General features: G+C 65.2%; 24 protein-coding genes and 1 pseudogene. 10 read left to right on the top strand and 15 right to left on the bottom strand.

What is annotated here, in order from left to right; all coding sequences use genetic code 11:
* Positions 1 to 6 precede the first annotated feature (6 nt).
* Together ACTHNR_RS01155 and ACTHNR_RS01150 are read left to right on the top strand one after the other, a co-directional pair.
* Entirely contained in the window at positions 7 to 3,213 is a 3,207-nt protein-coding gene (locus tag ACTHNR_RS01155; protein WP_440545569.1) for an efflux RND transporter permease subunit, read from the top strand.
* A 2-nt stretch (positions 3,214 to 3,215) separates the two neighbouring features.
* Entirely contained in the window at positions 3,216 to 4,745 is a 1,530-nt protein-coding gene (locus ACTHNR_RS01150) for an efflux transporter outer membrane subunit (RefSeq protein ID WP_440545568.1), read from the top strand.
* A 1-nt stretch (position 4,746) separates the two neighbouring features.
* Here ACTHNR_RS01150 and ACTHNR_RS01145 read toward each other — a convergent pair whose 3' ends face one another.
* The 13 genes and pseudogenes from ACTHNR_RS01145 to ACTHNR_RS01085 form a co-directional block, all read right to left on the bottom strand.
* On the bottom strand, positions 4,747 to 5,775 hold the full coding sequence (locus ACTHNR_RS01145; protein ID WP_440545567.1) for a TadG family pilus assembly protein: 1,029 nt from the start codon (positions 5,773 to 5,775) through the stop codon (positions 4,747 to 4,749).
* On the bottom strand, positions 5,768 to 6,118 hold the full coding sequence (locus tag ACTHNR_RS01140; RefSeq protein ID WP_440545606.1) for a TadE/TadG family type IV pilus assembly protein: 351 nt from the start codon (positions 6,116 to 6,118) through the stop codon (positions 5,768 to 5,770). Before ACTHNR_RS01140 ends, ACTHNR_RS01145 begins: the two co-directional genes overlap by 8 nt.
* A 93-nt stretch (positions 6,119 to 6,211) precedes the next feature.
* Positions 6,212 to 7,032, bottom strand: a pseudogene (locus tag ACTHNR_RS01135) (tetratricopeptide repeat protein); the annotation flags it as partial.
* 76 nt (positions 7,033 to 7,108) lie between these two features.
* Entirely contained in the window at positions 7,109 to 8,044 is a 936-nt protein-coding gene (locus tag ACTHNR_RS01130; RefSeq protein WP_440545565.1) for a type II secretion system F family protein, read from the bottom strand.
* Entirely contained in the window at positions 8,041 to 9,027 is a 987-nt protein-coding gene (locus tag ACTHNR_RS01125) for a type II secretion system F family protein (RefSeq protein ID WP_440545563.1), read from the bottom strand. The genes ACTHNR_RS01130 and ACTHNR_RS01125 overlap by 4 nt, the downstream gene beginning before the upstream one ends.
* On the bottom strand, positions 9,024 to 10,559 hold the full coding sequence (locus tag ACTHNR_RS01120; RefSeq protein WP_440545605.1) for a CpaF family protein: 1,536 nt from the start codon (positions 10,557 to 10,559) through the stop codon (positions 9,024 to 9,026). Before ACTHNR_RS01120 ends, ACTHNR_RS01125 begins: the two co-directional genes overlap by 4 nt.
* Positions 10,559 to 11,785 (bottom strand): AAA family ATPase, encoded by a 1,227-nt coding sequence (locus ACTHNR_RS01115; RefSeq protein WP_440545561.1) that lies wholly within the window; start codon positions 11,783 to 11,785, stop codon positions 10,559 to 10,561. The genes ACTHNR_RS01120 and ACTHNR_RS01115 overlap by 1 nt, the downstream gene beginning before the upstream one ends.
* Before the next feature lie 13 nt (positions 11,786 to 11,798).
* Positions 11,799 to 12,200 carry a CpaD family pilus assembly lipoprotein gene (locus ACTHNR_RS01110; RefSeq protein ID WP_440545560.1) on the bottom strand — a complete coding sequence of 134 codons (402 nt, stop codon included), beginning with the start codon at positions 12,198 to 12,200 and terminating at the stop codon, positions 11,799 to 11,801.
* Positions 12,201 to 12,214: 14 nt separating this feature from the next.
* Positions 12,215 to 13,588 (bottom strand): type II and III secretion system protein family protein, encoded by a 1,374-nt coding sequence (locus ACTHNR_RS01105; RefSeq protein WP_440545559.1) that lies wholly within the window; start codon positions 13,586 to 13,588, stop codon positions 12,215 to 12,217.
* A gap of 8 nt (positions 13,589 to 13,596) precedes the next feature.
* Positions 13,597 to 14,637 carry a Flp pilus assembly protein CpaB gene (cpaB, locus tag ACTHNR_RS01100; RefSeq protein ID WP_440545558.1) on the bottom strand — a complete coding sequence of 347 codons (1,041 nt, stop codon included), beginning with the start codon at positions 14,635 to 14,637 and terminating at the stop codon, positions 13,597 to 13,599.
* Positions 14,638 to 14,652: 15 nt separating this feature from the next.
* Positions 14,653 to 15,204: a prepilin peptidase gene (locus tag ACTHNR_RS01095; protein ID WP_440545557.1), complete on the bottom strand. Its 552-nt coding sequence runs from the start codon at positions 15,202 to 15,204 to the stop codon at positions 14,653 to 14,655.
* Positions 15,205 to 15,277: 73 nt separating this feature from the next.
* Positions 15,278 to 15,469: a Flp family type IVb pilin gene (locus ACTHNR_RS01090; protein ID WP_440545556.1), complete on the bottom strand. Its 192-nt coding sequence runs from the start codon at positions 15,467 to 15,469 to the stop codon at positions 15,278 to 15,280.
* 486 nt (positions 15,470 to 15,955) lie between these two features.
* A complete protein-coding gene (locus tag ACTHNR_RS01085) occupies positions 15,956 to 17,335 on the bottom strand; it encodes a nucleobase:cation symporter-2 family protein (protein WP_440545555.1) in 1,380 nt (459 codons plus the stop codon).
* A 296-nt stretch (positions 17,336 to 17,631) separates the two neighbouring features.
* Here ACTHNR_RS01085 and fghA point away from each other — a divergent pair, with 296 nt between their 5' ends.
* Complete coding sequence (gene fghA, locus ACTHNR_RS01080; protein WP_440545554.1) at positions 17,632 to 18,474, top strand: S-formylglutathione hydrolase; 843 nt, start codon at positions 17,632 to 17,634, stop codon at positions 18,472 to 18,474.
* 125 nt (positions 18,475 to 18,599) lie between these two features.
* The gene (locus ACTHNR_RS01075) at positions 18,600 to 19,343 is read left to right on the top strand and encodes a YoaK family protein (protein ID WP_440545553.1); all 744 of its coding nucleotides are present in this window, start codon (positions 18,600 to 18,602) and stop codon (positions 19,341 to 19,343) included.
* 9 nt (positions 19,344 to 19,352) lie between these two features.
* Here ACTHNR_RS01075 and ACTHNR_RS01070 read toward each other — a convergent pair whose 3' ends face one another.
* Both ACTHNR_RS01070 and ACTHNR_RS01065 read right to left on the bottom strand, forming a co-directional pair.
* Positions 19,353 to 19,739 carry a type II toxin-antitoxin system VapC family toxin gene (locus ACTHNR_RS01070; protein ID WP_440545552.1) on the bottom strand — a complete coding sequence of 129 codons (387 nt, stop codon included), beginning with the start codon at positions 19,737 to 19,739 and terminating at the stop codon, positions 19,353 to 19,355.
* Complete coding sequence (locus tag ACTHNR_RS01065; RefSeq protein ID WP_440545551.1) at positions 19,736 to 19,984, bottom strand: type II toxin-antitoxin system Phd/YefM family antitoxin; 249 nt, start codon at positions 19,982 to 19,984, stop codon at positions 19,736 to 19,738. Before ACTHNR_RS01065 ends, ACTHNR_RS01070 begins: the two co-directional genes overlap by 4 nt.
* Positions 19,985 to 20,236: 252 nt before the next feature.
* Between ACTHNR_RS01065 and ACTHNR_RS01060 the strand changes: the two genes are divergently transcribed.
* The 6 genes from ACTHNR_RS01060 to ACTHNR_RS01035 all read left to right on the top strand — a co-directional run.
* Positions 20,237 to 21,013, top strand: coding sequence for an L-iditol 2-dehydrogenase (locus ACTHNR_RS01060; protein WP_440545550.1), 777 nt, complete (start codon positions 20,237 to 20,239; stop codon positions 21,011 to 21,013).
* 72 nt (positions 21,014 to 21,085) lie between these two features.
* Positions 21,086 to 22,429 carry an ABC transporter substrate-binding protein gene (locus ACTHNR_RS01055; RefSeq protein ID WP_440545549.1) on the top strand — a complete coding sequence of 448 codons (1,344 nt, stop codon included), beginning with the start codon at positions 21,086 to 21,088 and terminating at the stop codon, positions 22,427 to 22,429.
* Between the two features lie 131 nt (positions 22,430 to 22,560).
* Positions 22,561 to 23,496: a carbohydrate ABC transporter permease gene (locus tag ACTHNR_RS01050; RefSeq protein ID WP_440545548.1), complete on the top strand. Its 936-nt coding sequence runs from the start codon at positions 22,561 to 22,563 to the stop codon at positions 23,494 to 23,496.
* Positions 23,493 to 24,350 carry a carbohydrate ABC transporter permease gene (locus ACTHNR_RS01045; RefSeq protein ID WP_440545547.1) on the top strand — a complete coding sequence of 286 codons (858 nt, stop codon included), beginning with the start codon at positions 23,493 to 23,495 and terminating at the stop codon, positions 24,348 to 24,350. The genes ACTHNR_RS01050 and ACTHNR_RS01045 overlap by 4 nt, the downstream gene beginning before the upstream one ends.
* Positions 24,347 to 25,063: an HAD family hydrolase gene (locus ACTHNR_RS01040; protein WP_440545546.1), complete on the top strand. Its 717-nt coding sequence runs from the start codon at positions 24,347 to 24,349 to the stop codon at positions 25,061 to 25,063. Before ACTHNR_RS01045 ends, ACTHNR_RS01040 begins: the two co-directional genes overlap by 4 nt.
* 34 nt (positions 25,064 to 25,097) lie before the next feature.
* Positions 25,098 to 25,756 (top strand): ABC transporter ATP-binding protein (locus ACTHNR_RS01035; protein ID WP_440545545.1); only part of this gene is annotated, 659 nt, incomplete at its 3' end.

The raw sequence follows: 25,756 nt of genomic DNA, 5'->3' as shown, positions 1-25,756 counted from the left end.
CGCTACATGGCTAAGTTCTTTATCGATCGACCGATCTTCGCGTGGGTGATCGCCATCATCCTGATGCTCGCGGGGGTCGCGTCGATCTTCAATCTTCCGATCGCGCAATACCCGACGATCGCGCCGCCGTCGATCCAGATTTCGGCGAGCTATCCGGGCGCGTCGGCGAAGACGGTCGAAAACACGGTCACGCAGGTCATCGAGCAGCAGATGAGCGGGCTCGACCATCTGCTCTACCTTTCCTCGACGAGCGACGATTCGGGTACCGCCACCATTACGCTGACGTTCGCGGCCGGCACGAACCCCGATATCGCGCAGGTTCAGGTGCAAAACAAGCTGTCGCTCGCGACGCCGCTCCTGCCGACCGCCGTGCAGCAGCTCGGCACGAAGGTGACGAAGTCGAGCAGCAGCTTCTTGCTCGTGCTCGCTTTCGTTTCCGAAGACGGCAGCATGAGCCGGTACGACCTGGCCAACTACGTCGCTTCGCACATTCAGGATCCCATCAGCCGGCAAGACGGCGTCGGCACCGTCACGCTGTTCGGTACGCAGTATGCGATGCGGATCTGGCTCGACCCGACCAAGCTGACGAACTACAGCTTGACGCCGAGCGACGTCGTCACCGCGTTGCAGCAGCAGAACGTCCAGATCGCGGGCGGCCAGCTCGGCGGCACGCCGGCCGTGCCGGGGCAGATGCTCCAGGCGACCATTACCGAACAGACGCTGCTGCGCACGACGCAGGATTTCGGCAACGTCTTGCTCAAGGTGAATCCCGACGGTTCGCAAGTGCGAATCAAGGATATCGCGCGCATCGAACTCGGCGGCGAAACCTACAACTTCGACACGAAGTACAACGGTTCGCCGACGGCCGGTATGGGCATCCAGCTCGCGACCGGGGCGAATGCGCTGCAGACGGCGAAGGAAGTGCGCGCGAAGATCGACGAACTGTCGAAGTATTTCCCGCACGGTCTCGTCGTGAAATACCCGTACGACACGACGCCGTTCGTTCGCCTGTCGATCGAGGAAGTGATCAAGACGCTGCTCGAAGGCATCGTGCTCGTCTTCCTCGTCATGTATCTGTTCCTGCAGAACCTGCGCGCGACGTTGATTCCGACGATCGCCGTGCCGGTGGTGCTGCTCGGCACGTTCGCGATCATGAACGTGGTGGGCTTCTCGATCAACGTGCTGTCCATGTTCGGGCTCGTGCTCGCGATCGGTCTGCTCGTGGACGATGCGATCGTCGTGGTGGAAAACGTCGAGCGCGTGATGAGCGAGGAGGGTCTCTCGCCACGAGAGGCGACCCGCAAGGCCATGGACCAGATCACGGGCGCGCTCGTCGGCGTGGCGCTCGTGCTCTCGGCCGTGTTCGTGCCGGTGGCGCTGTCGGGCGGTTCGGTCGGCGCGATCTATCGTCAGTTCTCGCTGACGATCGTGTCCGCCATGGTGCTGTCGGTGCTCGTCGCCCTGGTGCTGACGCCGGCGCTGTGCGCGACCATTCTCAAGCCGATCGCACCGGGCGAGCATGCGGCGACGACGGGTTTCTTCGGCTGGTTCAACCGAACCTTCGACAAGAGCCGCGACAAGTATCACAGCGGCGTGCATCACGTCATTCGACGCTCGGGCCGCTGGCTCGTGATCTACCTTGCCGTGATCGTGGCGGTGGGTCTGTTGTTCGTGCGGTTGCCGAAGTCGTTCCTGCCCGACGAAGACCAAGGGTTGATGTTCGTGCTCGTGCAGACGCCCACTGGGTCGACGCAGGAAACCACGGAGCGCACGCTCTCGAATATTTCCGACTACCTGCTGACACAAGAAAAGTCGCTCGTCGAATCGGTGTTCACGGTGAACGGCTTCAGTTTCGCGGGCCGCGGCCAGAATTCGGGCCTGGTATTCGTGCGGTTGAAGGATTACGGGCTGCGCCAGGGCTCCGACCAGAAGGTGCAGGCGATCATCCAGCGGATGTTCATGCACTACGCGCGTTACAAGGACGCGATGGTCATTCCGTTCAATCCGCCGTCGATCCCCGAACTCGGAACGGCGTCGGGCTTCGACTTCGAGCTGACCGACAATGCGGGCCTCGGACACGACACGCTGATGGCCGCGCGCAATCAGCTGCTCGGGATGGCGTCGAAGGACCCGACGCTCGCGCTGGTCCGGCCCAACGGGCTCAACGATACGCCGCAGTTCAAGGTCGATATCGACCGCGAAAAGGCGCAGGCGCTCGGCGTGTCGCCGCAAGCGATCGATCAGACGTTCTCGGTGGCCTGGGCGTCGCAATACGTGAACAACTTTCTCGATACGGACAACCGGATCAAGAAGGTTTACGTCATGGCCGATGCGCCGTTCCGCATGAAGCCGGAGGACATGAGCGACTGGTACGTACGCAACGCGTCGGGCACGATGGTGCCGTTCACGTCGTTCGCCTCGGGGCACTGGACCTTCGGGTCGCCCAAGCTCGAGCGATACAACGGCGTATCGTCGATGGAAATTCAGGGCGCCGCGGCGCAAGGCAAGAGTACGGGGCAGGCCATGCAGGCGATGCAGAAAATCGCGGCGAAGCTGCCTGCGGGCATCGGCTATTCGTGGACGGGGCTGTCGTACCAGGAAATCCAATCGGGTTCGCAAGCGCCGATTCTCTACGGCGTATCGATCCTCGTGGTGTTCCTGTGCTTGGCCGCGCTTTATGAAAGCTGGTCGATCCCGTTCTCGGTCATCATGGTGGTGCCGCTCGGCGTGATCGGCGCGCTCTTGGCCGCGACGCTGCGCGGGCTCGAGAACGACGTGTTCTTCCAAGTCGGCCTGCTCACGACCGTGGGCTTGTCGGCCAAGAACGCGATTCTGATCGTCGAATTCGCGCGGGAATTGCAGCAAAGCCAGGGCATGGGTCCGGTCGAAGCCGCCATGGAAGCGTCGCGGCTGCGGCTGCGCCCGATCTTGATGACGTCGCTGGCGTTCATTCTCGGCGTGCTGCCGCTCGCGATCAGCAACGGCGCGGGTTCGGCCAGCCAGCACGCGATCGGCACGGGCGTAATCGGCGGGATGTTGACGGCCACATTCCTCGCGATCTTCTTCATCCCGATGTTCTTCGTCGTGATCCGGGCGAAATTCTCGGGCGAAAAGGAGGACGCGGACGAAGCGGAGCGCAAGGCGCAAGCGCATCATTCGGCGCCGCATCTGCCCGGCCAAGGCGAGAACACGAACGGCGACGAAGGACACTGAAGATGCAGATCAATCATTCTTTCATTGCGATCGCCGTCGCGTGCTTGGCGGCGGGCTGCACGTTCCAGCCGAACTACGAACGTCCTGTCGCCCCCGTGGCGGCTGCGTTCCCCGCTTCGGGCGTTTATGCGACGCAGCCGGCCGCCGCGGCCGGCGATAGCGCGAACGGCCGCGCGGCTGTCGATATCGGTTGGCGCGAATTCTTCGCCGACCCGCGCCTGCAGCGGCTCATCGACATCGCGCTCGTCAACAACCGCGATTTGCGCGTTGCCGTGCTCAACGTCGATGCCGCGCGCGCGCAATACCGCATCACGCGCGCGCAATTGTTCCCGGCGATCGACGCGAAAGGCAGCAATTCGGTACAGCGCTTGCCGCTCGATTTGTCGCCGAGCGGACAAACGATCTCGCGCGAATACCAGGTAGGCCTGAGCGCCTCCTGGGAGATCGACTTCTGGGGGCGTATCCGCAGCTTGAAGGATCAGGCGCTCGAGCAGTACTTGTCGACCGCGCAAGCGCGCAAGGCGGCCGAGATTTCGCTCGTCGCTCAAGTGGCCAATCAGTACCTGCAGATGCTGGCCGTCGACGATCTGCTCAAGATCACCGACGACACGCTGAAGACCGCCGAAGCGTCGTACTCGCTCACGAAGCTGCAGTTCGACAACGGCACGGGGTCGGAGCTCGATCTGCGCCAGGCGGAAACAGTCGTCGAGCAGGCGCGCGCCAATCGCGAAGCGCAAGCGCGTGCGCGGGCGCAGGCCGAGAATGCGCTCGTGCTGCTCGTCGGCGAGCCGCTTCCCGACGATCTGCCGGCGGGGCGCTCGCTGGACGATCAGCGGCTCTTGACCGACATCCCGGCGGGCTTGCCGTCCGACTTGCTGACGCGCCGGCCCGACATCATGCAGGCCGAGGCGACATTGCGGGCGGCCAATGCGAACATCGGCGCGGCGCGCGCGGCATTCTTCCCGAAGATCTCGCTGACGAGTTCGTTCGGCACCGCGAGCCCGACGCTCGGCGGATTGTTCAAGGCCGGTTCGGCCGCTTGGACGTTTGCGCCGCAGATCACGATGCCGATTTTCGAGGGCGGGCAGAACCTCGCCAACCTCGATCTCGCCAACGTGCAGAAGCGCATCGAGGTGGCGCAGTACGAGAAGACGATTCAATCGGCGTTCCGCGAAGTGGCCGACGATCTCGCCGCTCGGGCAACCTACGATGGGCAGATCGGCGCGCTCGAGCGCACGACCTTCGCGCAATCGCGCACGCTCGATTTGTCGCAGTTGCGATATAAGAACGGCGTCGACAGCTACCTGCAGGTCTTGACCGCGCAGACGAACCTCTACACGGTGCAGCAATCGCTGATCAACGCGCGTGCGGCTCGGCTCGAGAACCTCGTGAATCTCTACGTGGCGCTCGGCGGCGGCTGGATCGCCAATACAGGCGATACGCCGCGGCCGGCCGATGCGCCCGCGATGGATGGCGCGCCGTCGGCGCCCACGGCTGCGTCAAGTGCGACGCCCGCGAAGGCAGCGGGGTAAATCACAGCGCGAGGCGCGGCGCCACGTAGGCGCCGTACTGCGGACCGATGCCCCACGACTGCACGGGAATTCGGTAGCCGCCGACGAAATGGCCTTCGATGTACTTTTGGCTGCCGCCGTACGAACCGTCGACGTGGAACGCGGCAAACGCGACGATCGGCACGTAGCTGTGCGTGTCGATTTGCGCAGCCACGGGAATGACGATCGTCACGCCGACGGGCACGTCGCTGTAGATCGTCGTCTTCACCCCCGGTTCGATCCAGATGTCGTCGCCGATCGAAAGCGGCGAGGGGTTGCCGGAGGCGATGAGGCCGCGCACGGTCGGTACGTCGTTGGCATTGACGAGAAACGACGTCCATTGCCCCGCTTCGCAGCTCGCGCCGTAGAGGTGCCCATTGCCGACCTGGAACTCGTAGGGCTGCCCGGTCGACGGATCGATCGCGGGCTCGCTCGTTTGCGCGTCCCAGTACTGATTGAGCACGCATTGATCGACGACCATCGGAAACAGGCCGCCAGCGCCGACCGTGGAGGGCGCGGCCGCGACCGCGACGGCCGTGGCGCTCGCGGTCGTGCTCAGCAAATCGAGGAAACCGCCGAGCAGCAGCGACACCGCGCCGCCGTTCAGACTTGCGCTGCGAGTGACCGTGACTTGCACGGCGGGCGCATCGTAAGCGCCCGGCGTGATTGTCTGTGCTTGGAGCGTCGAAGGCGACCCCGTCAGATTCCAGAATCCCGTTTGGACGCCGGCGACCGAGAGCGCCGCACCGTCCGACGCATTGAGCGATACGGCCGTGCTCGTCGTGCTGGCGGCGCTGGGCCAATCTGGCCCGCTGCCGCTCGGCAGCAGCTTGGCGGCGCCGGCAAGGGCGGCCGCATCGGCCGCGTTCTGCAGTTCGTTGCGCACGGTGGCGACGCGCGGCAGATCGACCGCGAACGCGCCGAACGTCAGCAAGATCGGCATCGTGAGCAAGAACCAAAGCGGCACCGAGCCGCGTTGCGACGCGAGCGACGTTCGTAAGCGCTTATTCATAGTTCATGACCGTCGTCGCGCTGACGGTGACGGGGCCCGTCAACGCGCTGAACGCCGAGCCCAGCACGAGCCCCTCGTAGGTGTACGTGACGGTGACCGCGAGCGGGCTGCCCGGCGACGTGCCCGACGACTGATCGACGTTGACGGTCGGCGTCGTGGCGGAGCCGCCCGTGACGAGATTGTTCTGGGCGTAGGCGAGCGCGACGTTGGCGATGTCGCTCGCAGCCATCTGCGGCACGCGCACGACGACGCCGGCGCGCGCCGCCTCGCGGCTCGCGTTCGTAATGACCGCCTTGTCGCACAGCAGCAGGCTCGTGTCGACGATACCGAACAGGACCGTCATCAAGAACGGAAAGACGAGCACGAACTCGAGCGCGGCGACGCCGCGCTCGTCGGAGGCGAAGCGCGCGGGGCGATTCAATCGACCGCTCCGGGGTGCGCGGTTTGCGCGGCCGGTACGGGCTGCACGCGCGGGGCCTCATCGGCCCCGGCGCCCGTTTGGGCCGATGACCAACGCGCGCGCAGGTTCTGATAGAAGCGCAAGTTGTCCTCGGCCGACGCGGCCGGCATATCCGCCGTCAAAATGCGCTTGGCCGCGTCGCCGTTGCCGAGCACGCCGTATGCGAGGGCGAGGTTTTCGCGCGCTTGCGGGGGCGCATCGGGCAGTCCGGCGACATCGAGCAGCACGTTGGCGCCTTCGCGCGCGCGCTGCTCGAGGATCAGAGAAAGGCCGAGGTTGGTCTTTAAGCCCTGCGCTTCCGGATGGCGCGCGAGCGCCGCGCGATAGACCGCCTGCGCTTGCCCATGCCGGCCCTGCAGATCGAGCGCGGCGCCGAGGCCCTCGGCCGCTACGGCGTTCTCGGGATGGGTGGCGACGAGGCGTCGATAGCGTTCCACCGCCTCGTCCAGACGCCGCTCGCGCAGTGCGACGCGCGCGAGCCCGAGCTGGGCGCGCGGATCGATGGGCGCCGCCGCGGCTGCTCGCCGGTACAGGACCCCGGCCCGTGCAAGGTCGCCGGTTTGATAAACCGCGTCGGCCATGCCAAGCTCGGCCGACAGCGATTGCGGGTCGGCCTTGAGCGCGCGCTCGAACAGCGACAACGCAAGTTGGTTGTCCCCGCTCTCCAGCGCGCTCTCGGCGATACGTAAGTCGGTGCTCGTATCGGCGCCGCGCTGTGCGAGCACGGGCCGCGTTTCGATGCGAGGGCCGCCGGCGCATCCGGTCAGCAAACACGCGGCCAGCACGGGGATCGCCATGACGACGGCAAGCCGTTCTCGCGACGGCAGAGGGATCGAGTGCATAAAACCTCCCAGGGTCGACCGGGCGGTCGATTCAATGATGAAACACGGCGATGAGCCGAATGACGGCCGGCCCGGCCGCGATCAGCGCAACGGTCGGCATGATGAACAGCATCATCGGCAAGGTCATCTTCGGCGCGAGCTTGGCGGCCTTCTCCTCGAGGGCGATGAGCTGCATGGCGCGCTCGGTGCGGGAAAGCATGCGCAGCGACTGCGTGATGGGGGTGCCGTACTGCTGAGACTGCACGAGCGTCGTCACCAGCGCACGCATCGAGGTGAGGCCGATGCGCGCGGCCATGGCGTTCAGCGCCCGCGCGCTGTCGCCGCCGATCTGCAGCTCGTCGGCCGTCACGGAAAACTCGTCGGCGAGCGGTGGACAGATCGTGCGCAACTCGGCGGCCACGCGCTTGATGGCGACGACGAGGCTGTTGCCCGCGTTCGTGCAGATCACGAGCAGATCGAGGGCGTCGGGCAGGGCGGTCGCGATCGCCCGCTGACGGCGTTTGATGGCGTAGCCGAGCGCGTACTCGGGCAGCATCATGCCGATGACGAATGCGGCCGCCATCGCCAGCAGGCGCATGACGAAATAGCCTCCGATCCGAGGAATATGCGGCGCGAGCGCAATCGCACCCAGCGCCAAGCAGGCTCCGCAGACGATCTTGAGCCCCGCGAGGATCGAGACCGCCCGCGCCTCGCGGAACCCCGCGCTCGCAAGCCGCGCGGCGAGCTTGCCGCGCTCGGCCGCGTCGATGATCGGCAAGCGCTCGCCGAGCGTCGCCACTTTGCGGGCGAGCTGCTGCGGAACGTTGCGCGCTTGTCCGGGCGCACTCGCTTGCGCGACGCCATGCCGCACGCGCTGTGCGATCCGCGAGCGCGTGCCACGGCCCCGCAGCACGAGCCAAAGCGTCGCGCAGGCAAGCAGCGCCACGAGCGCGAGATTCATCCAGAGGTCGGTTGCGGTCATGGTCATCGCGACGTATCCAAATTGGCGATCTTGCGAATCATGGCGAGGCCGATCGTCAACAGCACGGCCCCGAGCACGAGCATCTTGTGGCCTGCCCGCGTATTGAACAGCAGCGACACGTAAGGGCGATTGACGACGTAGAGAAAGCCCATGATGAAGAAGGGCACGCCCGAGATGATCTTGCTCGAGATGCGCCCTTCGGCCGTCAGCGCCTTCGTCTTGGAGCGAATGTCGCGGCGCGTGCGGACGATCGCGGCGAGGTTCTCGAGCGTCTCGGCAAGATTGCCGCCCGTTTCGCGCTGCAGGACCAGGCAGACGGCGAAGAACGAAAAATCGGCTAGCTGCAGGCGTTCGGCGGCTTGTTCGAGCACATCCTTCACTTCAGCGCCGACGAGCAACGCATCGCCCATCGTGCGAAACGTCGAGCGCACGGGCTCCTCGCTTTCCACGCCGGCGGTGCAGATGGCCTGCACGGCCGGAATGCCCGCTCGCACGGCGCGGATGATGAGATCGAGCGTGTCCGGAAACACGGCCAAAAAGCGTTGCTTGAAGCGGGCGATGATGAAAGCGTACGTGCCGCGCACGGCGATCAGCGCGTCGATGACAGCTCCGAGTGCGCGCATCCAAAGCGGCAGCCCGGCGAGCGACGCGGCGACAAACGATGCGATGCCCACGGCCACGCCCACCGCGACGATGGCTCGCACCCCCGCGCGACCGGCGATCGTCTCGATGCGCTGCCGCTTGGCATGGAGCCACGCTTGCCAGGCAGGCTCATCGCCGTTGCGCCGCTCAAGGCTCACGAGCTGATGAGACGGCTTGTCGCTGCGCACCTTTGGGCGCGCTTCGCGCGAAACGCGCACCGCCCGGACGCGCAGGGCGATACGCTGCGCAGGCCGACGCCGGGCCATCTCGCGCAGCGAGCGCGCGATGAGTCCCGCGATGACGATCGCGAAGAAGGCGGCGACAGCGACGACATCGGCGGGCGTCACGATTGCATCGCTCCGATCAATTGCTCTTCGAAGCCGTAGTACGCCGCGCGCTGCGCGAAGGCCGGCCGCAGCGATGACGATTCGAAAGCGCCGCGCACTTGTTCCTCATAGGCGCTGGCGTTGAAGCGAAAGGCGAACAGGTCTTGCGTGATGACGACGTCGCCCTCCATGCCCGAAATTTCGGTCACGCGCGTCACACGCCGCATGCCGTCGCGCATGCGTTCGACCTGCAGGATCATATGAACCGCGCTCGCGATTTGGCGGCGGATCGACACGAGCGGGAGATTGCCGTTGGCCATCATCACCATGCTCTCTAGCCGCGTGATCGCATCGCGCGGCGTGTTGGCGTGGATGGTCGTCATCGAACCGTCGTGGCCCGTGTTCATCGCCTGCAGCACATCGAACGCCTCGGTGCCGCGCGTTTCGCCCAGGATGATGCGGTCGGGCCGCATCCGCAGTGCGTTGCGCACGAGGTCGCGCTGCGAGATGCCGCCGAGCCCTTCGCTGTTTTCGGGCCGCGTCTCGAGGCTGACGACGTGCGGCTGCTGAAGTTGAAGCTCGGCTGCGTCCTCGATCGTCACGATGCGCTCGTGCGGGTCGATGAAATTGGACAGCGCGTTGAGCAGCGTCGTCTTGCCCGAGCCCGTGCCGCCCGAAATGACGATGTTCAGGCGGCACGCGCTCGCGATGCGCAGCACCTCGACCATGGCGGGAGAGAGGTTGCCCTGCTGCGCCATCTTCGAGAGCGTGATGTTGCGTTTGGCGAATTTGCGGATCGAGATCGACGCGCCGCGCAAGGCGATAGGAGGCAGCACGACGTTGACGCGGCTGCCGTCGGCCAAGCGAGCGTCGACGAGCGGACTGCTTTCGTCGACGCGCCGGCCGACCGCCGCGGCGATCCGCTGCGCGACGTTGACGACGTGCGCGTTGTCGCGGAACTTGAGCGCGGTGAGCTCCAAGCGCCCGTTGCGTTCGACGTAGACCTGATCGGGGCCGTTCACGAGAATATCGGTGACTTTCTCGTCGGCGAGCAACGGCTCGATCGGACCGACGCCGAACATGTCGTTGAGCATCTCGTCGACGATGAGCGCTTGCTCGGTGAGCGCGATCGTGAGGCGTTCGCGCGCGATCGTCTCGGCTGCGATCTGCTCGATGCCTTCGCGCACCTGCGCGCGCGACATCATCAGCGCGGCCGACATGTTCATCGACGAAAACACCGCGGAGCGGATCGTCTTGAACGTATCGGATCGAATCAGCGCCTCATGACGGTCGGGCGCCGGCGGCGCCGAGTGGTTCGAAGCGCTTTGACCGTTCGGGCCGTTCGATCCCGGCGAACGGTGCTCGGCCTCCGTTGCATTGGGCGATGGATACGCGGCCGGCGCCTCGATGGGTTCCGCCGCGGCTTGCCGCGCATTGCCCTGCGCCGCCGCGTCGTTCGTTCCGGGCCGAGCGGGCGCGTCGGCGTGCCGAGCCTCGTTTGCCGCGCTCGATTGCGGTGCGAACGAGGGGGCGTGGCTGCGGCGGCCGAACATCATGCCGCGCTCCGCTTGCCCAACATGCGCGCGTACCAGGGCCCGCGCTTCGCCACAGCCGGTGCATCCGACCCGGTGATCGCATCGGCGAGCGCCGCGACAGCGCGCGCGAACGACGAGTGCTTGTTCTCGTCGATCGCCTCGCCGAGATTCTCGGCGACGGCGAGCGTGTGCGGTTCGTAAGGAAATTCGTGCACCGAGGCGCGGCCGAGCGCGTGGACGAAATCGCTTTGCGCGACGCGACCGCGCACCGGCTGCTGGGCGTTGTTCAGCAAAACCGAGACGGCCGCATCGGCGGGGCGCCCCTCGGCAAAGCGACACAGGCGGGCCGTCTCACGCGCGGCGTGAACCGACCGGTCGGCTACGACGTGAATCGTCTCGCAAGCATCCAGCGTTTCATCGACGAACCCTCCCGCACGTTGCGGCAAGTCGAGCACGACATAGTGAAAATGACGTTTGAGCGCGGCGACGAGCTCCCCGACCGTACCCGGGCGCAGCGAGAGCGGCTGATCGTAGGCGAGTTCCGCCCCGAGCACGAAAAGGCGATCGCTCTGCGCCACGGCCGTTTGATGAATGAGCTGCGGGTCCAGACGCTGCGTGTTTTGCAGCAGCTCGGCGAGGCCGTTGTTCGGGACGATGCCGAGCATCGACGCCGCGGCGCCGCCATGCAAATCGAGATCGACGTAGGCGATACGCCTGCGCGTCTTATCGGCCAGGTGCCGCGCGAGTGCGGTGGCGATCGTCGTCACGCCCACGCCGCCGCGCGCGCCGATGAAGCCGATGGCCTTGCCGGCGCGTGCCGACGCCGACGGATCGGCGGCGGCCAGCGCACGCTGTACGAGCTCGACCGTGAGCGGTTTGACGAGATAGTCCTGTACGCCCATGCGAAGCAACGAGCGAAACAGCCCCACGTCGTTGCGATCGCCGATCACGACGACGCTGACCGACGGGTCGACCACTTCGGCGAGCCGAATCAGGTCGGATACGGGCATGGCGGAGCCGGAGACATCGACGAGCATATGGCGCGGCGAATGCGGCAAACCACGCATGAGTTCGATCGCGTCGTCGATGGCGCCGCGCGTGACATAGGCGTGCGCGATGCCTTGATCGAGCATCAGGTTTTTGACGACCTCTTCGCTGCTCGCGTCGGCGACGACCGCAATGATGCGATCGGTCGCGAGCGGCTGCGCGCGGCGGTTGGCGGAGCGCAATTCGAATGCACCCATGGCGTGTCCGTCCTCAGTGGGAGACCGACGTCGTGGTCGACGTCGGTTTGAGCGCCTGCGTGCGGCCTTCCTCGTAAGCGCGGACCGCCCCGGCGCCTAGCGTCGCGTCGGCCCCGGCATACGGCAAGGGGGCGACCAGGTCGGCCGGCCGCGCGAGCATGGCCGCGAGGTTCGAATACGTCGCGCAGCCGAATGCGACGCCGGGGCGAGCGCGGCCCGCGTCGAGCATGTGCGACGGCTGATTCAACTGATCGCATTGCGGGGCCAGGGCGCGGCCGCCGTCTTCCGAACTGAAGCCGATCACGGAATCGTTCGGCATGCCGAGCGGCGGATGAGTCGACATACAACCGGCGAGCGCCGAGGCGGCCAGCAACATGGAGAGTGAGCGGGTGAGGACTGCGAATCGATGGTTCATCGCGCGACTCCAGATCAATAGACGAAGCCGGCTGCGCCGACGAGGCGCGGCGCGTCGCCGGCGAGCGGGTCGATTCCGAGCGCGCGTTGCAACGCATACTCGACGTCGCTGCTCGGGTGCGTGACGCTGTCCAGCACGTCATGCGCTTGGCCGGGCCCGACCGGCTGCACGATGTAGGGCGTAACGATGACGACGACTTCCGATTTGTTGTTCAGATAGTCCTTCGACGAGAACAGCTTGCCGAGGACGGGCAGGCGGCCGAGGCCGGGCAGTTGCGACAGCACGTCGCTGCTCTTGCTTTGCAGCAGGCCCCCGATCGCGAAGCTTTGGCCGCTCGAGAGCTCCACCGTCGTCTCGACGCGGCGAACCGTCAGCGCCGGCACCTTGATCGAGCCCGTGGTCACGCTATTGGTCGGATCGATTTCGCTCACCTCCGGCCGCACCTTCAGGCTGATGCGATTGTTGGCGAGCACGGTCGGCGTGAAGTCGAGCGAGACCCCGTAGGGCTTGAATTCGATCGTGATTGCCCCGGTGGTGTCCTGCGCGACGGGAATCGGGAATTCGCCGCCGGCGAGGAAGCTGGCCGTCTGTCCCGACATCGCCGTGAGGTTGGGCTCGGCCAGCATTGTGATCAGGCCTTCCTGATCGAGCGCATCCAAGACGCCGTCGATCGAATAACGCGAGGTGTGGAAGCCGCCGAGCACCGAAAACGCGCCGGAGGAGGACAGATTGAACAGCTTGGAGGTGGGATCGAGGAACGCGCGGCCGTTGAAGAGCCCACCGATGAAATTGCCGCTCGCGCCGAGCGCGCCCCAGTTGATGCCCAACTGCTGCGTGACGTTGCGGTCTACCTCGGTGATGCGTACGCGAAGGTGGACTTGAATAGGCTGTTCGAGCGTGAGCCGATTGACGAGCGCTTCCTGATCGCGCAGATAAGGCTTCAGCGTTTGCACGACGGCGTCGGCATCGGCCGGGCTCGGCACGCGCCCGCTCACCATCAGCGACCCTGGCGCGCTGGCGACGGTTAGGCGCCATTGGGGAAACCGTGCGTCGAGCAGCCGCTGAATCGAGGCGGTGTCCAGGGCGACGAGAATCGTCTTGCGCAGAATCGGGCGATTGTGCGCGCCGAGCGCGAACAGCGTCGTCGTGCCGGCCTTCTTGCCGAGGACGAACACGGTTTGCGGCGTCGGCACGTGGACGTCGGCGACATCCGGATCGGCCACGAAGACGGCGACGGCCGCCTCGGGCAATTGCACCATTTCACCGCCGCCGGCGGGGACGGTCAGCACCGTGTCGTCGCCCGCCGCGAGCGCGCTCGCTGCGACGAGCGAAAGCGACAGCGCCGCGAAGGCAAGGCGCAAAAGGGAGCGAAGAGGGCGAAGCATCATCGAGAATCCTAAGCAGCGGGGTGTGCGCTCGCGGTTGCAGTCGTGTTCGGCGCGGCCGGCGCGGTGGGGGGCGCACCGGGCGGCAAGGGCGGCGCCAGGCCGGCAGGCCCGTTCGGCAGCCCTGACGCATTCATGCCGAACGAATCGGTTTGCTTCGAGCCGCGATAGATGACGACGGGCCGCTCGGCGACGCTCGCATGCAGGCCGCTCGCGCGCGCGGCGGTTTGCTGCGCCGGCGTCACGGCGCGCAGGCCTCGCGAGACATCGCGTGCCCAAATGGGCGGCGTTTGCGGCTCGATGACATCCTCGGCTTGGGAGGCGTGACGATCGCGTGTCGCGAAGCTGCGCAACGCCAACGAGAGCGAGCCGAGGTGCGCCGCCACCGTCACGACTTCGGCGCTGCGCGGCGTCACCTCGAAGGTGACGGTGCGCGCGCGGGTATTGGCGGTGCTCGGCTTCGTATCGTCGTCCTTGGGCCGCTTGAACGCGGTGCCGACCGCGAGCACGCGCACGCGCTCGGCGATCGTTTCGGTTTCGACGGTTCGATCCGATGTGCTCGCCGCCGCATTGGGGGCGCCGGGCGCTGTTGCAATCTGCTGCGTCAGCAGAACATCGACGTAGTCGCCCGGTTCGATGAGACCCGCGTTGCCCGACACGTCGTCGATGGCGACCGAGATGGCCCGCATACCCGGTTTGAGCGCGGCGGCCAGAAAGCCGGGCGAGCTCGGCGAGATGACATCGGCAGGCCCGAGGGCGGTGCCGGCATGGACACCGTGGCGCAGCAGGTCGCCTTTTAAGTCGGCCGCCTGCGGCGTGCCTTCCACGAGCGCGCCCGCCGGAGCATCGCCGCGGGCTACGCTTTTCCAGACGAGGTCGCTGTCGCGCAGCAAGAGGCCGTCGGGCAAGTCGGCCGCGGCGGCGCGAACGCGCACGGTCGGCGTCGGCTTCGCGGGGCCGGGGCGCGAGGCCGCGACGTAGAGTGCGCGCAAGACGAATGCGCCGATGGCGGCGACCACGATCAAGCCGGCGAGTTTTAGGATGTTTTGCATGACGACGGCGTTCCGTTATGTGAGCCGTACGTGAACCGAAAGCGGCCACACCGAGAGGTGGGGCAGCAAAGCGAGCGTGTGCGCCGGCGTCGACGAAGCGGGCAGCCAAACCGCGGCAATTGCGCCGACCGCCAAGGCAAGGCCGTAGGGCACGCCGTGAGAGGGCGCGAGCCAGGCGAGGGCGCCAGGGGGCGCGGCGTCGCGTTGCATGCGGCCGACGGCGATCTGCGCCAGGGCCAGCATCAATCCGAACAGAGAGACGATGAAGAAAACGGTGGCCGCGTGGGCCGGGCCGCTCCACAGAAACACGGCCCCGAACAGCTTGGCATCGCCGCCGCCGAGCCACCCGAATCCGAACAGCGCAGCTGCGAGCACGAGCGCCGCGACGCCCGTGACGAGATGCAGTTCGAATGCGATGGGCGTTGCGCCGGACAGCCAAGCATGCGCGACGTAGAGCGCGGCGAATGCGGCGACGATCGCATTGGGCAGGCGTCGCCGGCGCAGGTCGGAGAGCGCCAGCATCGACAAAAACGCGCTGGCGAGGGCGTCTATCACGTGCATGATCATGAGTCTCTCGATCGATCTACGCCGCCGAGCAAGGCAAGCCGTTCGGCGTTGTTTGCCGAACGGCCGCGACAGGTCAATGACCGTTGGTCTGAACGCTCGTGACGTGCGTGATCATGTTTTGGAACAACGCGGGCAGACCGTCGGTACCACCGAAGATCGCTCCCGCTGCGGCGACGGCGACCACCACGATGCCGGCCAAGACGGAATATTCGAGGGCGCTGACGCCGCGCTCGTCGCGCGAAAGGAATCGGAGGAAATGCAACATATAAGGACTCCTAATTAATGACGAAGGGGACCGCTGGACCACTTTCGCAACAGGGGGAGGGAGGCGTTTGCTCCCAAATTTGTTTACGGCAATCGTTTGCGCGGCTTTAGGAGATTTCGTAGGAGGCCTAATTTTCGATTGTTCTTATCTATCGTACTTTTTCGCGACCGATGATTGCCGCAGCGCCTCGAAGCCTTGCGGGAAGTGGTTCGCAGTCGGCGCCGATGAAGGGCAACAATGATCCGACTAATACGAAGTTAGGTGTAAACGATAGATCAGTTCTCCTAATGATCTACAGTGGGCTGCGGATCTACGGGCCGCATCGGCCTCACGCTTTTGCGTTCCTGTCCCTATCGTGCCGGCGCCGCTTCGAAAGGATCGAGATCGGCCGTGTGCGAAACGACAAGGGCGTGCTCCAAGCCGTAGCTCGAAGCACGCCCTTTCGCCTGGCCGCCGTCGCGCGTTAGCCGGCGGTGCGCCGCCGAATCAATGCAGGTCGATCGCACGCCCCTCGAGCGCGGCCGAGGACCGATCGTGCTCCTCGTCGCACGCGGCTGCGCGCTCGCGCGACACGCCGTTGAAGACGACGTTGAGCACGACGGCCGACGCCGATGCGAGCAAGATGCCGCTGTGAAGCAGCGGCGAGAGCGCATGGGGCAATTGGGCGAAGAAATTCGGCGAGACGACTGGCACGAGGCCGAGCCCGATGCTGACGGCGACAATGAACAGATTGTGCGGTTCGGTCGTGAAGTCCACGCGCGAGAGCGATTTGATGCCGCTCGCCGCAACCATGCCGAACATGACGATGCCGGCGCCGCCGAGAACGAACGGCGGGACGGAGGCGACGAGCTGCGCCATTTTGGGAAACAGGCCCAGCGTGACGAGGATCAGCCCGCCCGTCGCGCAGACGAAGCGGCTCTTCACGCCCGTCACCCCGATGAGCCCGACGTTCTGCGAGAAGGACGTATGCGGGAAGGAATTGAAGATGCCGCCCAAGAGCGTGCCGAGCCCGTCGACGCGCAGCCCGCGCACGAGCGTGGCCCGATCGACGGGACGGCCCACCATGTCGCCGACGGCGAGGAACATGCCCGTCGATTCGATGAACGTGACGAACATGACCGTGACCATCGTCGCGATCGCGAGCGGATCGAAATGCGGCAAGCCGAAGTGGAAGGGCGCGACGACGCCGACCCACGGCGCATGCCGCACACCGTCGAAGGATACGTGGCCCGTAACGGCCGCGACGACGAATCCCGCGACGATGCCGACGAGCACCGATATGTTCGCGAGAAAGCCGCGGCAGAACTTGTTGATGAGCAGGATCAGCGCGAGGACGAACAGCGACAGGCCTAAATACAGCGGCTTGCCGTAATCGGGGTTGCCGACGCCGCCGGCCGCCCAGTTGATGCCGACTTCCATCAGCGACAAGCCGATGACCGAAATGACCGTGCCGACGACGACAGGGGGGAAGAAGCGCAGCAGCCTGCCGATGGCCGGCGCGAGAACGATGCCGATGGCGCCTGCGGCGATCGTCGACCCGAAGATATCGAGGATGCCCAACTGCGGATTGGCGCCGATCGCCACCATGGGACCGACGGCCGCGAAGGTGCACCCCATGATGACCGGCAGGCGGATGCCGAAAATCCACAGCCCGAGGGTCTGAATCAACGTGGCGATGCCGCATGAGAAGAGATCGGCGCTGATGAGAAAGGCGATCTGGTCCTTGGGTAGCGACAGCGCGCCGCCGACGATCAGCGGCACGGCCACCGCGCCGGCATACATGACTAGGACGTGCTGAATGCCGAGCGTAAGCAGGCGGCCAAGCGGCAGCTGCTCGTCGCACGGATGAACCGTGGTCGAACGCATGTGTCTCGCTCCATTTTCGTCTTTGTATCGGGGTGGCTCCACGGTAGGCGTTCGGTGCGCGACGCACAAGACGCTGCCGCCTATTCCGTCCTTTTCTGCGCCGATATGGGCGCGGCCGGCCACGCGTGCGCGAGGTCGGCGCATCGGTGCGGACGGGCCGTGCCTGGCCGCGCGAGCGATCGCCGTTTCCGGCAGCCGCTATGATGTGTATTTCTCCGCGCGTATGCCGCGCAGCGGCGCCATGCCGAATACGATGGCGCTAGCGAAAGCCGAATGACACCGAACCGGAGATACACATGCTGGAGCTGGTCGAAACGCACCTCTGCCACGGGGGCGCCCAATCCATTTATCGGCACGATTCGAAGGCGATCGGCCTGCCGATGCGCTTTTCGGCCTATCTGCCGCCGCAAGCGCAGCACGGTCGCGTGCCCGCGCTCTTTTACCTGGCCGGGCTGACCTCGAACGAAGAGACGTTCCCGATCAAGGCGGGGGCGCAGCGCTTCGCGGCGCAGCACGGCATCGCGTTGATCTCGCCCGATACGAGCCCGCGCGGCGCGGGGATCGCCGGAGAAACCGACGATTGGGACTTCGGCGTCGCCGCCGGTTTCTACCTCGATGCGACGCGCGAACCCTGGTCGCGCCATTACAGGATGTATTCCTACGTGCGAGACGAACTGCGCGAAACAGTGACGGCCGAACTGCCGATCGACGGCGCGCGCCTCGGCATTTTCGGACACTCGATGGGGGGACATGGCGCGCTCGTGCTCGCGCTGCGCAACCCCGACATCTATCGGTCGGTGTCGGCGTTTGCACCTATTTCGGCGCCGATCCAGTGCCCCTGGGGCAAGAAGGCATTTACGGGCTATCTTGGCGAGGACGTCGAAGCATGGCGGCAATACGACGCCAGCCAGCTCGTCGCTCGGGCCGAGCGCCGCTTCGAGCAGGGCATCCTCATCGATCAAGGCTTGGCGGACAAGTTCCGCATCGAGCAACTGCACCCCGATGTGTTCGAGCAGGCGTGCCTCGAGGCGGGGCAGCCGCTGACGCTGCGTCGCCACGAAGGCTACGACCACGGCTATTTCTTCATCGAAACGTTCATCGAAGATCACATCGCGCATCATGCGCGCGCTTTGACTTAGGGTAAGGACTGCGTCGGCGGCCGTGCTACGCTCGCATTTGAGAGTGCAACGGCCGCTTGTTCCTTTCGGATCGTTTCCGGGAGACGAGTCCGCCGCTTGCCCCGGAACGCCGCGAACGAGTCAGCATGCCTATCCATTACCTGCGCGGATTCACCGCGCCAGAGCGCACCGACGAGGCCAATCGCCGCCTCGGGCGTTCGCTGGCGTTCGTCGCCGGCGCCGCCAATGCGGGCGGATTTTTGGCCGTGGGCCAATACACGTCGCATATGTCGGGGGTGGTGTCGTCGATGGCGGATAACTTCGCGCTCGGCGAAATCGGGCTGGCGAGCGCCGGACTCGCGTCGCTGGTCTCGTTTCTCTGCGGGGCCGCCACGTCCGCCGTCATGATCAACTGGGGCCGCCGACACGCATTGCGCAGCCTCTACGCCATGCCGCTGATGCTCGAGGCCGTGCTGCTGCTGATATTCGGTTTTCTCGGTTCGAATCTGGAAGGCCACCGCGTGCTGTTCGTGCCGGCGACGGTTGCCCTGCTGTGCTTCGTCATGGGCCTGCAGAACGCCATGATTACGAAGATCTCGAAGGCCGAAATTCGCACGACGCACGTGACCGGGCTCGTGACCGACATCGGTATCGAACTCGGCAAGCTCGTGTACTGGAACCGAACAAGGCGCCGCGAGCACCCGGTACGGGCCGACCGTCAACGGCTCGCGCTGCTCGCCTCGCTGTTGGCGGCGTTCTTTTGCGGCGGACTGGCCGGTGCGCTCGGCTTCAAGCACATGGGCTTCGTCTCGACCGTGCCGCTGGCGACCCTGCTCGTCGCGCTCGCCGCTGTCCCGCTGATGGACGACATGCTCGGGCAGCGTTCGTGAGGATCGCACTCACACCTGTTTGATCGGCCCCGAATAGCGGGCAACCATCGGATCGGTCGTCACGAGGGAGATCCCCTCGGCGATCGATTGCGCGACCAGCATGCGATCGAATGGATCTTTGTGCAGGGCCGCAAGCCCTTTCAGCGCCAGTACGTGCCGGTTCGTGACCGGCAATTCGACATAGCCGTTGTCGACCAGCGCGCGGCGCAAGAGCCGCGGATCGACCTGAAAGTCCGGCCGCCCCAGGTCGCTCTTGATCGTGATTTCCCACAAGCTCGCGGCGCTGAAAAGAAGCGCGTTCTCTTCGTCTTCCAGCAGAGCGCGTGCGGCCTGCGATAAACGTTCCGGCTGCCCGGACGCCCACAACAACAGATGCGTGTCGAGCAGCAGCTTCACGTGTCCGCCCCCCCGAACAAATGCGGGAGTTCGTCCGCGCCCATCTGATCGAAATCGTCGGGCACGCGGATTTCGCCCGCGAGAAACCCTAGCCGGCGGCGCTGGCCCGCGACCGGCGCATCGAGCGGCACGACTTTCACCAGCGGTTTGCCGGCCTTGGCAATGATGAAGGCTTCCCCAAGCGCGGCGCGATCGACGAGCCGCGACAAATGTGTTTTCGCTTCGTGGATGTTCACGATTTCCATGGCGTTCGTTGAGGTGGACTAAGTTTTGTTAGTTTAGCCGAAACTTTCAATAGACCGAATGGCCAACGGCAATCTTTCGCATCGCACCATCGAAAATGGACGCGCCGCCTTGACAGTGAGCGATGTGTATCCGATCATTCGATCACTGATTGAGCAATTGCTCTATTGCTGAGCGTTCGCTCTCGAAGCGCACCGACGCGCGGCAAGACCAGAAACAAAGACGGGTTCCGTTACACCCTTGGAGACAAGTTCGTGAGATTGCACGACAAAGTCGCGGTCCTGACCGGGGCCGCGAGCGGGATCGGCGAGGCCGTCGCCGCACGCTATCTAGAGGAGGGCGCGCGCTGCGTCCTCGTCGACGTCAAGCCCACCGACGCCGTGTGCGCCGATCTCGCCAAGCAGCATGCCGATCGCGTGCACGTCGTGCGGGCCGACGTCACCCGGCGCGACGACATCGAAGCCATCGTCGCGCAAACCGTCGAACGTTTCGGCGGCGTCGACATCCTGTTCAACAACGCGGCGATCTTCGACATGCGGCCGCTGCTCGACGAATCGTGGGACATATTCGACACCCTGTTCGCGGTGAACGTGAAAGGGATGTTCTTCCTGATGCAGGCCGTGGCGCGGCGCATGGTCGAGCAAGGCCGCGGCGGCAAGATCATCAACATGTCGTCCCAGGCCGGCCGCCGCGGGGAAGCGCTCGTCTCGCACTACTGCGCCACCAAGGCCGCCGTGCTGAGCTACACGCAGTCGGCCGCGCTCGCGCTCGCACCCCATCGCATCAACGTGAACGGCATCGCGCCAGGGGTGATCGACACACCGATGTGGGGCCAAGTCGATGCGCTGTTCGCGCGCTACGAAGGCCGCGCTCCGGGGGAGAAAAAGCGGCTCGTCGGCGAGGCGGTGCCGCTCGGCCGCATGGGCGTGCCGGCCGACCTGACGGGTGCTGCGCTTTTTCTTGCATCGAGCGACGCCGACTACATCACGGCGCAGACGCTGAACGTCGACGGCGGCAACTGGATGAGCTGAGTTCGAACCGCGCTTCGTTGCGAAGCGCTCGTGTATTCCCACCACAACGTACAAGACTCAAGGAGACAAGCGATGCAACGCAATTGCCCCTTTGCCGTTCGACTGACGCGGCGCGCGACCGCCGCCGCGGCCCTCGCGTTGACGGCGACGGCCGCGCTGCCGGCGTCCGCCGCGACGATTACGATCGCCGTGGTGAACAACCCGGACATGATCGAGATGAAAAAGCTCTCTTCCGATTTCGAGAAGAGCAATCCCGATATCAAGCTGAACTGGGTCGTGCTCGAGGAAAACGTGCTGCGCCAACGGGCGACGACCGACATCACGACGGGCAGCGGCCAGTTCGACGTGATGATGATCGGGGCGTACGAGGCGCCGCAGTGGGGCAAACGCGGCTGGCTCGCGCCGATGACGAACCTGCCGGCCGACTACGACGTCAACGACGTCATGAAGCCCGTGCGCGACAGCCTTTCGTACAACGGCACGTTGTTCGCCTTGCCGTTCTACGCCGAAAGCTCGATGACGTTCTATCGTAAGGACCTTTTCGCGGCGAAGGGGCTCACGATGCCGCCGAAGCCGACCTACGACCAGATCGCGCAATTCGCCGACAAGCTGACCGACAAATCGGCCGGCGTCTACGGCATTTGCCTGCGCGGCAAGGCCGGCTGGGGCGAGAACATGGCCTACCTGACGACGCGCGTGAACACGTACGGCGGCCGCTGGTTCGACGAGAAATGGAATGCGCAGCTGACTTCGCCCGAATGGAAGAAGGCGGTCAGCTCCTACGTCGAGTTGATGAAGAAAGATGGCCCTCCCGGAGCGAGCTCGAACGGTTTCAACGAAAACCTCACGCTGATGTCCTCGGGCAAGTGCGCCATGTGGATCGACGCCACCGTCGCGGCCGGCATGCTTTACAACAAGAATCAGTCGCAAGTGGCCGACAAGATCGGCTTCGCCGCGGCGCCGACCGAAGTGACGCCCAACGGTTCGCATTGGCTCTGGGCATGGTCGTTGGCAATCCCGAAGACATCGAAGAAGCAGGACGATGCGAAGAAATTCATCGAATGGGCCACGGGCAAGCCTTATATCGAACTCGTCGCGAAGGATGAAGGCTGGGCGTCGGTGCCGCCGGGCACGCGCGAATCGACCTACAACCGCCCCGAGTACAAGCAGGCGGCGCCGTTCTCCGAATTCGTGGAAAACGCGATCAAGACGGCCGATCCGAACCACCCGACGGCCAAACCGGTGCCCTACACGGGCGTGCAATTCGTCGGCATCCCCGAATTCCAATCGTTCGGGACCGTGGTCGGGCAAAGCATCTCCGGCGCGCTCGCCGGCCAGATGACGGTCGATCAGGCGCTCGAGGCGGGCAATGCGGCCGCCAATCGCGCCGTGAAGCAGGCCGGCTACCAGAAGTAAGGGCAAGCCGGCGGGCGATGCGCGGGCATCGCGCATCGCCGCCTTGCGGGCCGCCGGCATCATGCAACGCACGCGGCCCGCGCTCGACGTCATCTTTGCGATGACGGAGAATCGATCAGGAGTCCGAAACGATGGGACATCTTCACATGCCGCTCTCTCACCCAGCGGAGCAAGACGCCTTGCCGACTCCCGAGCGGCGCGCCGGGTCGACGCGCTGGCTCGCCGCGCCTTCGGTCGCCGTCCTGGTGTTGTGGATGACGATACCGCTCGCGATGACGATCTGGTATTCGTTCTCCCGCTACAACCTGCTCAACCCCGACGAAAAAGGCTTCGCGGGATTCGACAATTACCGCTACCTCATCACCGATCCCGCGTTCGTGCCGTCGATCGTTCACACGCTCGAGTTGATCGGCTTCGTGCTCATCATCACGGTCGTCGGCGGAATTTTCATGGCGATCTTGTTCGATCGGAAGTTTCCGGGGCAAGGCATCGCTCGTCTGTTGGCGATCGGCCCGTTTTTCGTCATGCCGACCGTGAGCGCCCTCATCTGGAAGAACATGATGCTGCACCCCGTCTACGGGGTCGTGGCCGCCGCCATGCGCGCGCTCGGCATGCAGCCCATCGATTGGTTCGCCACGTATCCGCTCTCGGCGATCGTCGTGATCGTCGCCTGGCAATGGCTGCCGTTCGCGTTCCTCATTCTGTTCACCGCGATCCAATCGCTCGATGAAGAGCAAAAGGAAGCCGCCCGCATCGACGGCGCGGGTCCGATCGCCATGTTCTTTTACATCACGCTGCCGCACTTGCGGCGCGCGATCGCCGTCGTCGTCATGATGGAGACGATCTTCCTGCTGTCGATTTTCGCGGAGATCTACACGACGACCTCGGGTGGTCCAGGCAACGCCACGACGATTCTGTCCTACTTGATCTATGCGCTCGGGTTGCAGCAATTCGACGTCGGCCTCGCATCGGCGGGCGGCATTCTCGCCGTGGTGCTCGCGAACGTCGTCGCCTTCTTCCTCGTGCGCATGCTCTCGAAGAACCTCAAAGGGGAGTACGAAGCATGAGCCATCCGACCGTACCTGCCACGCAGGCGCCGCGCGTGCCCGGCCTCGACGCCGTCAAGCGCGTGCTGCCCGGCGCGCTTGCTTGGCTCATCGCGCTTGCGCTGTTCTTCCCCATCTTTTGGATGACAATCACGGCATTCAAGACCGAGCGCGATGCCTACTCGATGTCGCTGATCTTCTCGCCGACCCTCGACAGTTTCCGCGAGGTGTTCGCTCGTAGCGACTACTTCCTGTTCGCGCGCAATTCGATTTTGATTTCGGCCGGCGTGACGGTGCTGTGCCTTCTGCTCGCCGTGCCCGCCGCCTACACGATGGCCTTCTTTCCGACCCGCCGCACGCAAAAGCTTTTGCTGTGGATGTTGTCGACGAAGATGATGCCCTCGGTGGGCGTGCTCGTGCCGATATACCTGCTCTGGAAAAACGCCGGCTTGCTCGATACGGTCACGGGGCTCGTCATCGTCTACGCATTGATGAATCTGCCGATCGCCGTATGGATGGCGTTCACGTACTTCAACGAGATTCCGCGCGATATCCTCGAAGCGGGCCGCATCGACGGCGCGGCGACCTGGCAGGAGATCGTCTATCTCCTGATGCCGATGGCATTGCCCGGGCTTGCATCGACCGCGCTGCTGCTCGTGATTCTCTCGTGGAACGAGGCCTTCTGGAGCATCAACTTGTCGAGCTCCGGCGCGGCCCCGCTGACGGTGTTCATCGCGTCGTATTCGAGCCCCGAAGGCCTATTTTGGGCGAAGCTCTCGGCAGCCTCGTTGCTGGCGGTCGCCCCGATCTTGCTCGTGGGCTGGGTGTCGCAGAAGCAGCTCGTACGAGGGCTGACGTTCGGAGCCGTCAAATGACGGGAGCGACGACGAAGTTGCCCGAATTGCGGCGCGACCGCGTGCTGATCTGCGATTGCGACGGCGTGCTGATCGACAGCGAATCGGTGGCGCTGCGCGCGCTGATCCGCACGCTCGGTCCGCACGTGCCGCATCTTTCGTCCGCCGCGCTGGAAGAGATGCTTGAGCCGCGCCTGGGCATGAATACGATGGCGCTGCTGAATGAGCTGCAGAGCACCATCGGATTTCATCTATCCGATGCGCAACTGGCCGGCGTGCTGGCCGATGTCGAGCACGACTGCGCCACGCAATCGCAGCCCGTGCCCGGCATTGCCAACCTGCTGGCCGCGCTGCCGCAGCCCAAGGCCGTCGCCAGCAACAGCAGCCGCCCGCGCATTGAAGCAAGCCTGCGCAGAGCAGGCCTGCTCGACGTATTTGGCCCGCACATCTATAGCGCCTACGAAACAGCGCGGCCCAAGCCGGCACCGGATGTGTACCTCGCCGCCTGTGCGGGCCTGGGCGCCAGCCCCACGCAATGCCTGGTCATTGAAGACAGCGACACCGGCGTGCGCGCCGCCCGAGCCGCCGGCCTGACCGTATTCGGCTTTGCCGGCGTCGCACATGTACCGGCAGTTGCCACGCAGCGCCTGCTGGCCGCCGGCGCACGCCACGTCTTTACCGACATGCGGGCACTGGCCGACGCGCTGACGTCGACCCTTGCCACGCCCGCCTGATCCGCACACAGAACACGCCCACGGAGACCTCGCCATGGCCAGCCTGACCCTGCGCAATCTGCAGAAGCGTTACGAGCAGAACACCGTCCTGCATGACATCAACCTCGACATTGCCGATGGCGAATTCGTCGTCTTCGTCGGCCCTTCGGGCTGCGGCAAGTCGACATTGCTGCGCACGATCGCGGGCCTGGAGGGCATCGACGCGGGCGATCTGCTGATCGGCGACACGCGCGTGAACGACGTGGTGCCTGCCAAGCGCGGCATTGCGATGGTGTTCCAGTCGTACGCGCTGTATCCGCACATGAGCGTGTACGACAACATGGCCTTCGGTCTGAAGCTCTCGGGCATGAAGCGCGAAGCCATCGACACCGCCGTACGCCGCGCTGCCGCAGTCCTGCACATCGATGCGTTGCTCGATCGCAAGCCGCGCCAGCTCTCGGGCGGCCAACGCCAGCGCGTGGCCATCGGCCGAGCCATCACCCGCGAGCCGAAGGTCTTCCTGTTTGACGAGCCGCTCTCCAACCTCGATGCCGCACTGCGCGTGAAGATGCGCCTGGAGTTCGCCCGCCTGCACGACGCATTGAAGACGACCATGATCTACGTCACGCACGATCAGGTGGAAGCCATGACGCTGGCTGACAAGATCGTCGTGCTGCGTGACGGACGCATCGAGCAGGTCGGCTCGCCGCAAAC

Origin of the sequence: Trinickia sp. (genome assembly GCF_051954495.1) — a bacterium.
In the GTDB taxonomy this organism is placed as follows: Bacteria; Pseudomonadota; Gammaproteobacteria; order Burkholderiales; family Burkholderiaceae; genus Trinickia.
Note: the sequence above shows the minus strand (reverse complement) of the source record. Positions and strands in the feature narration are given on the sequence as shown.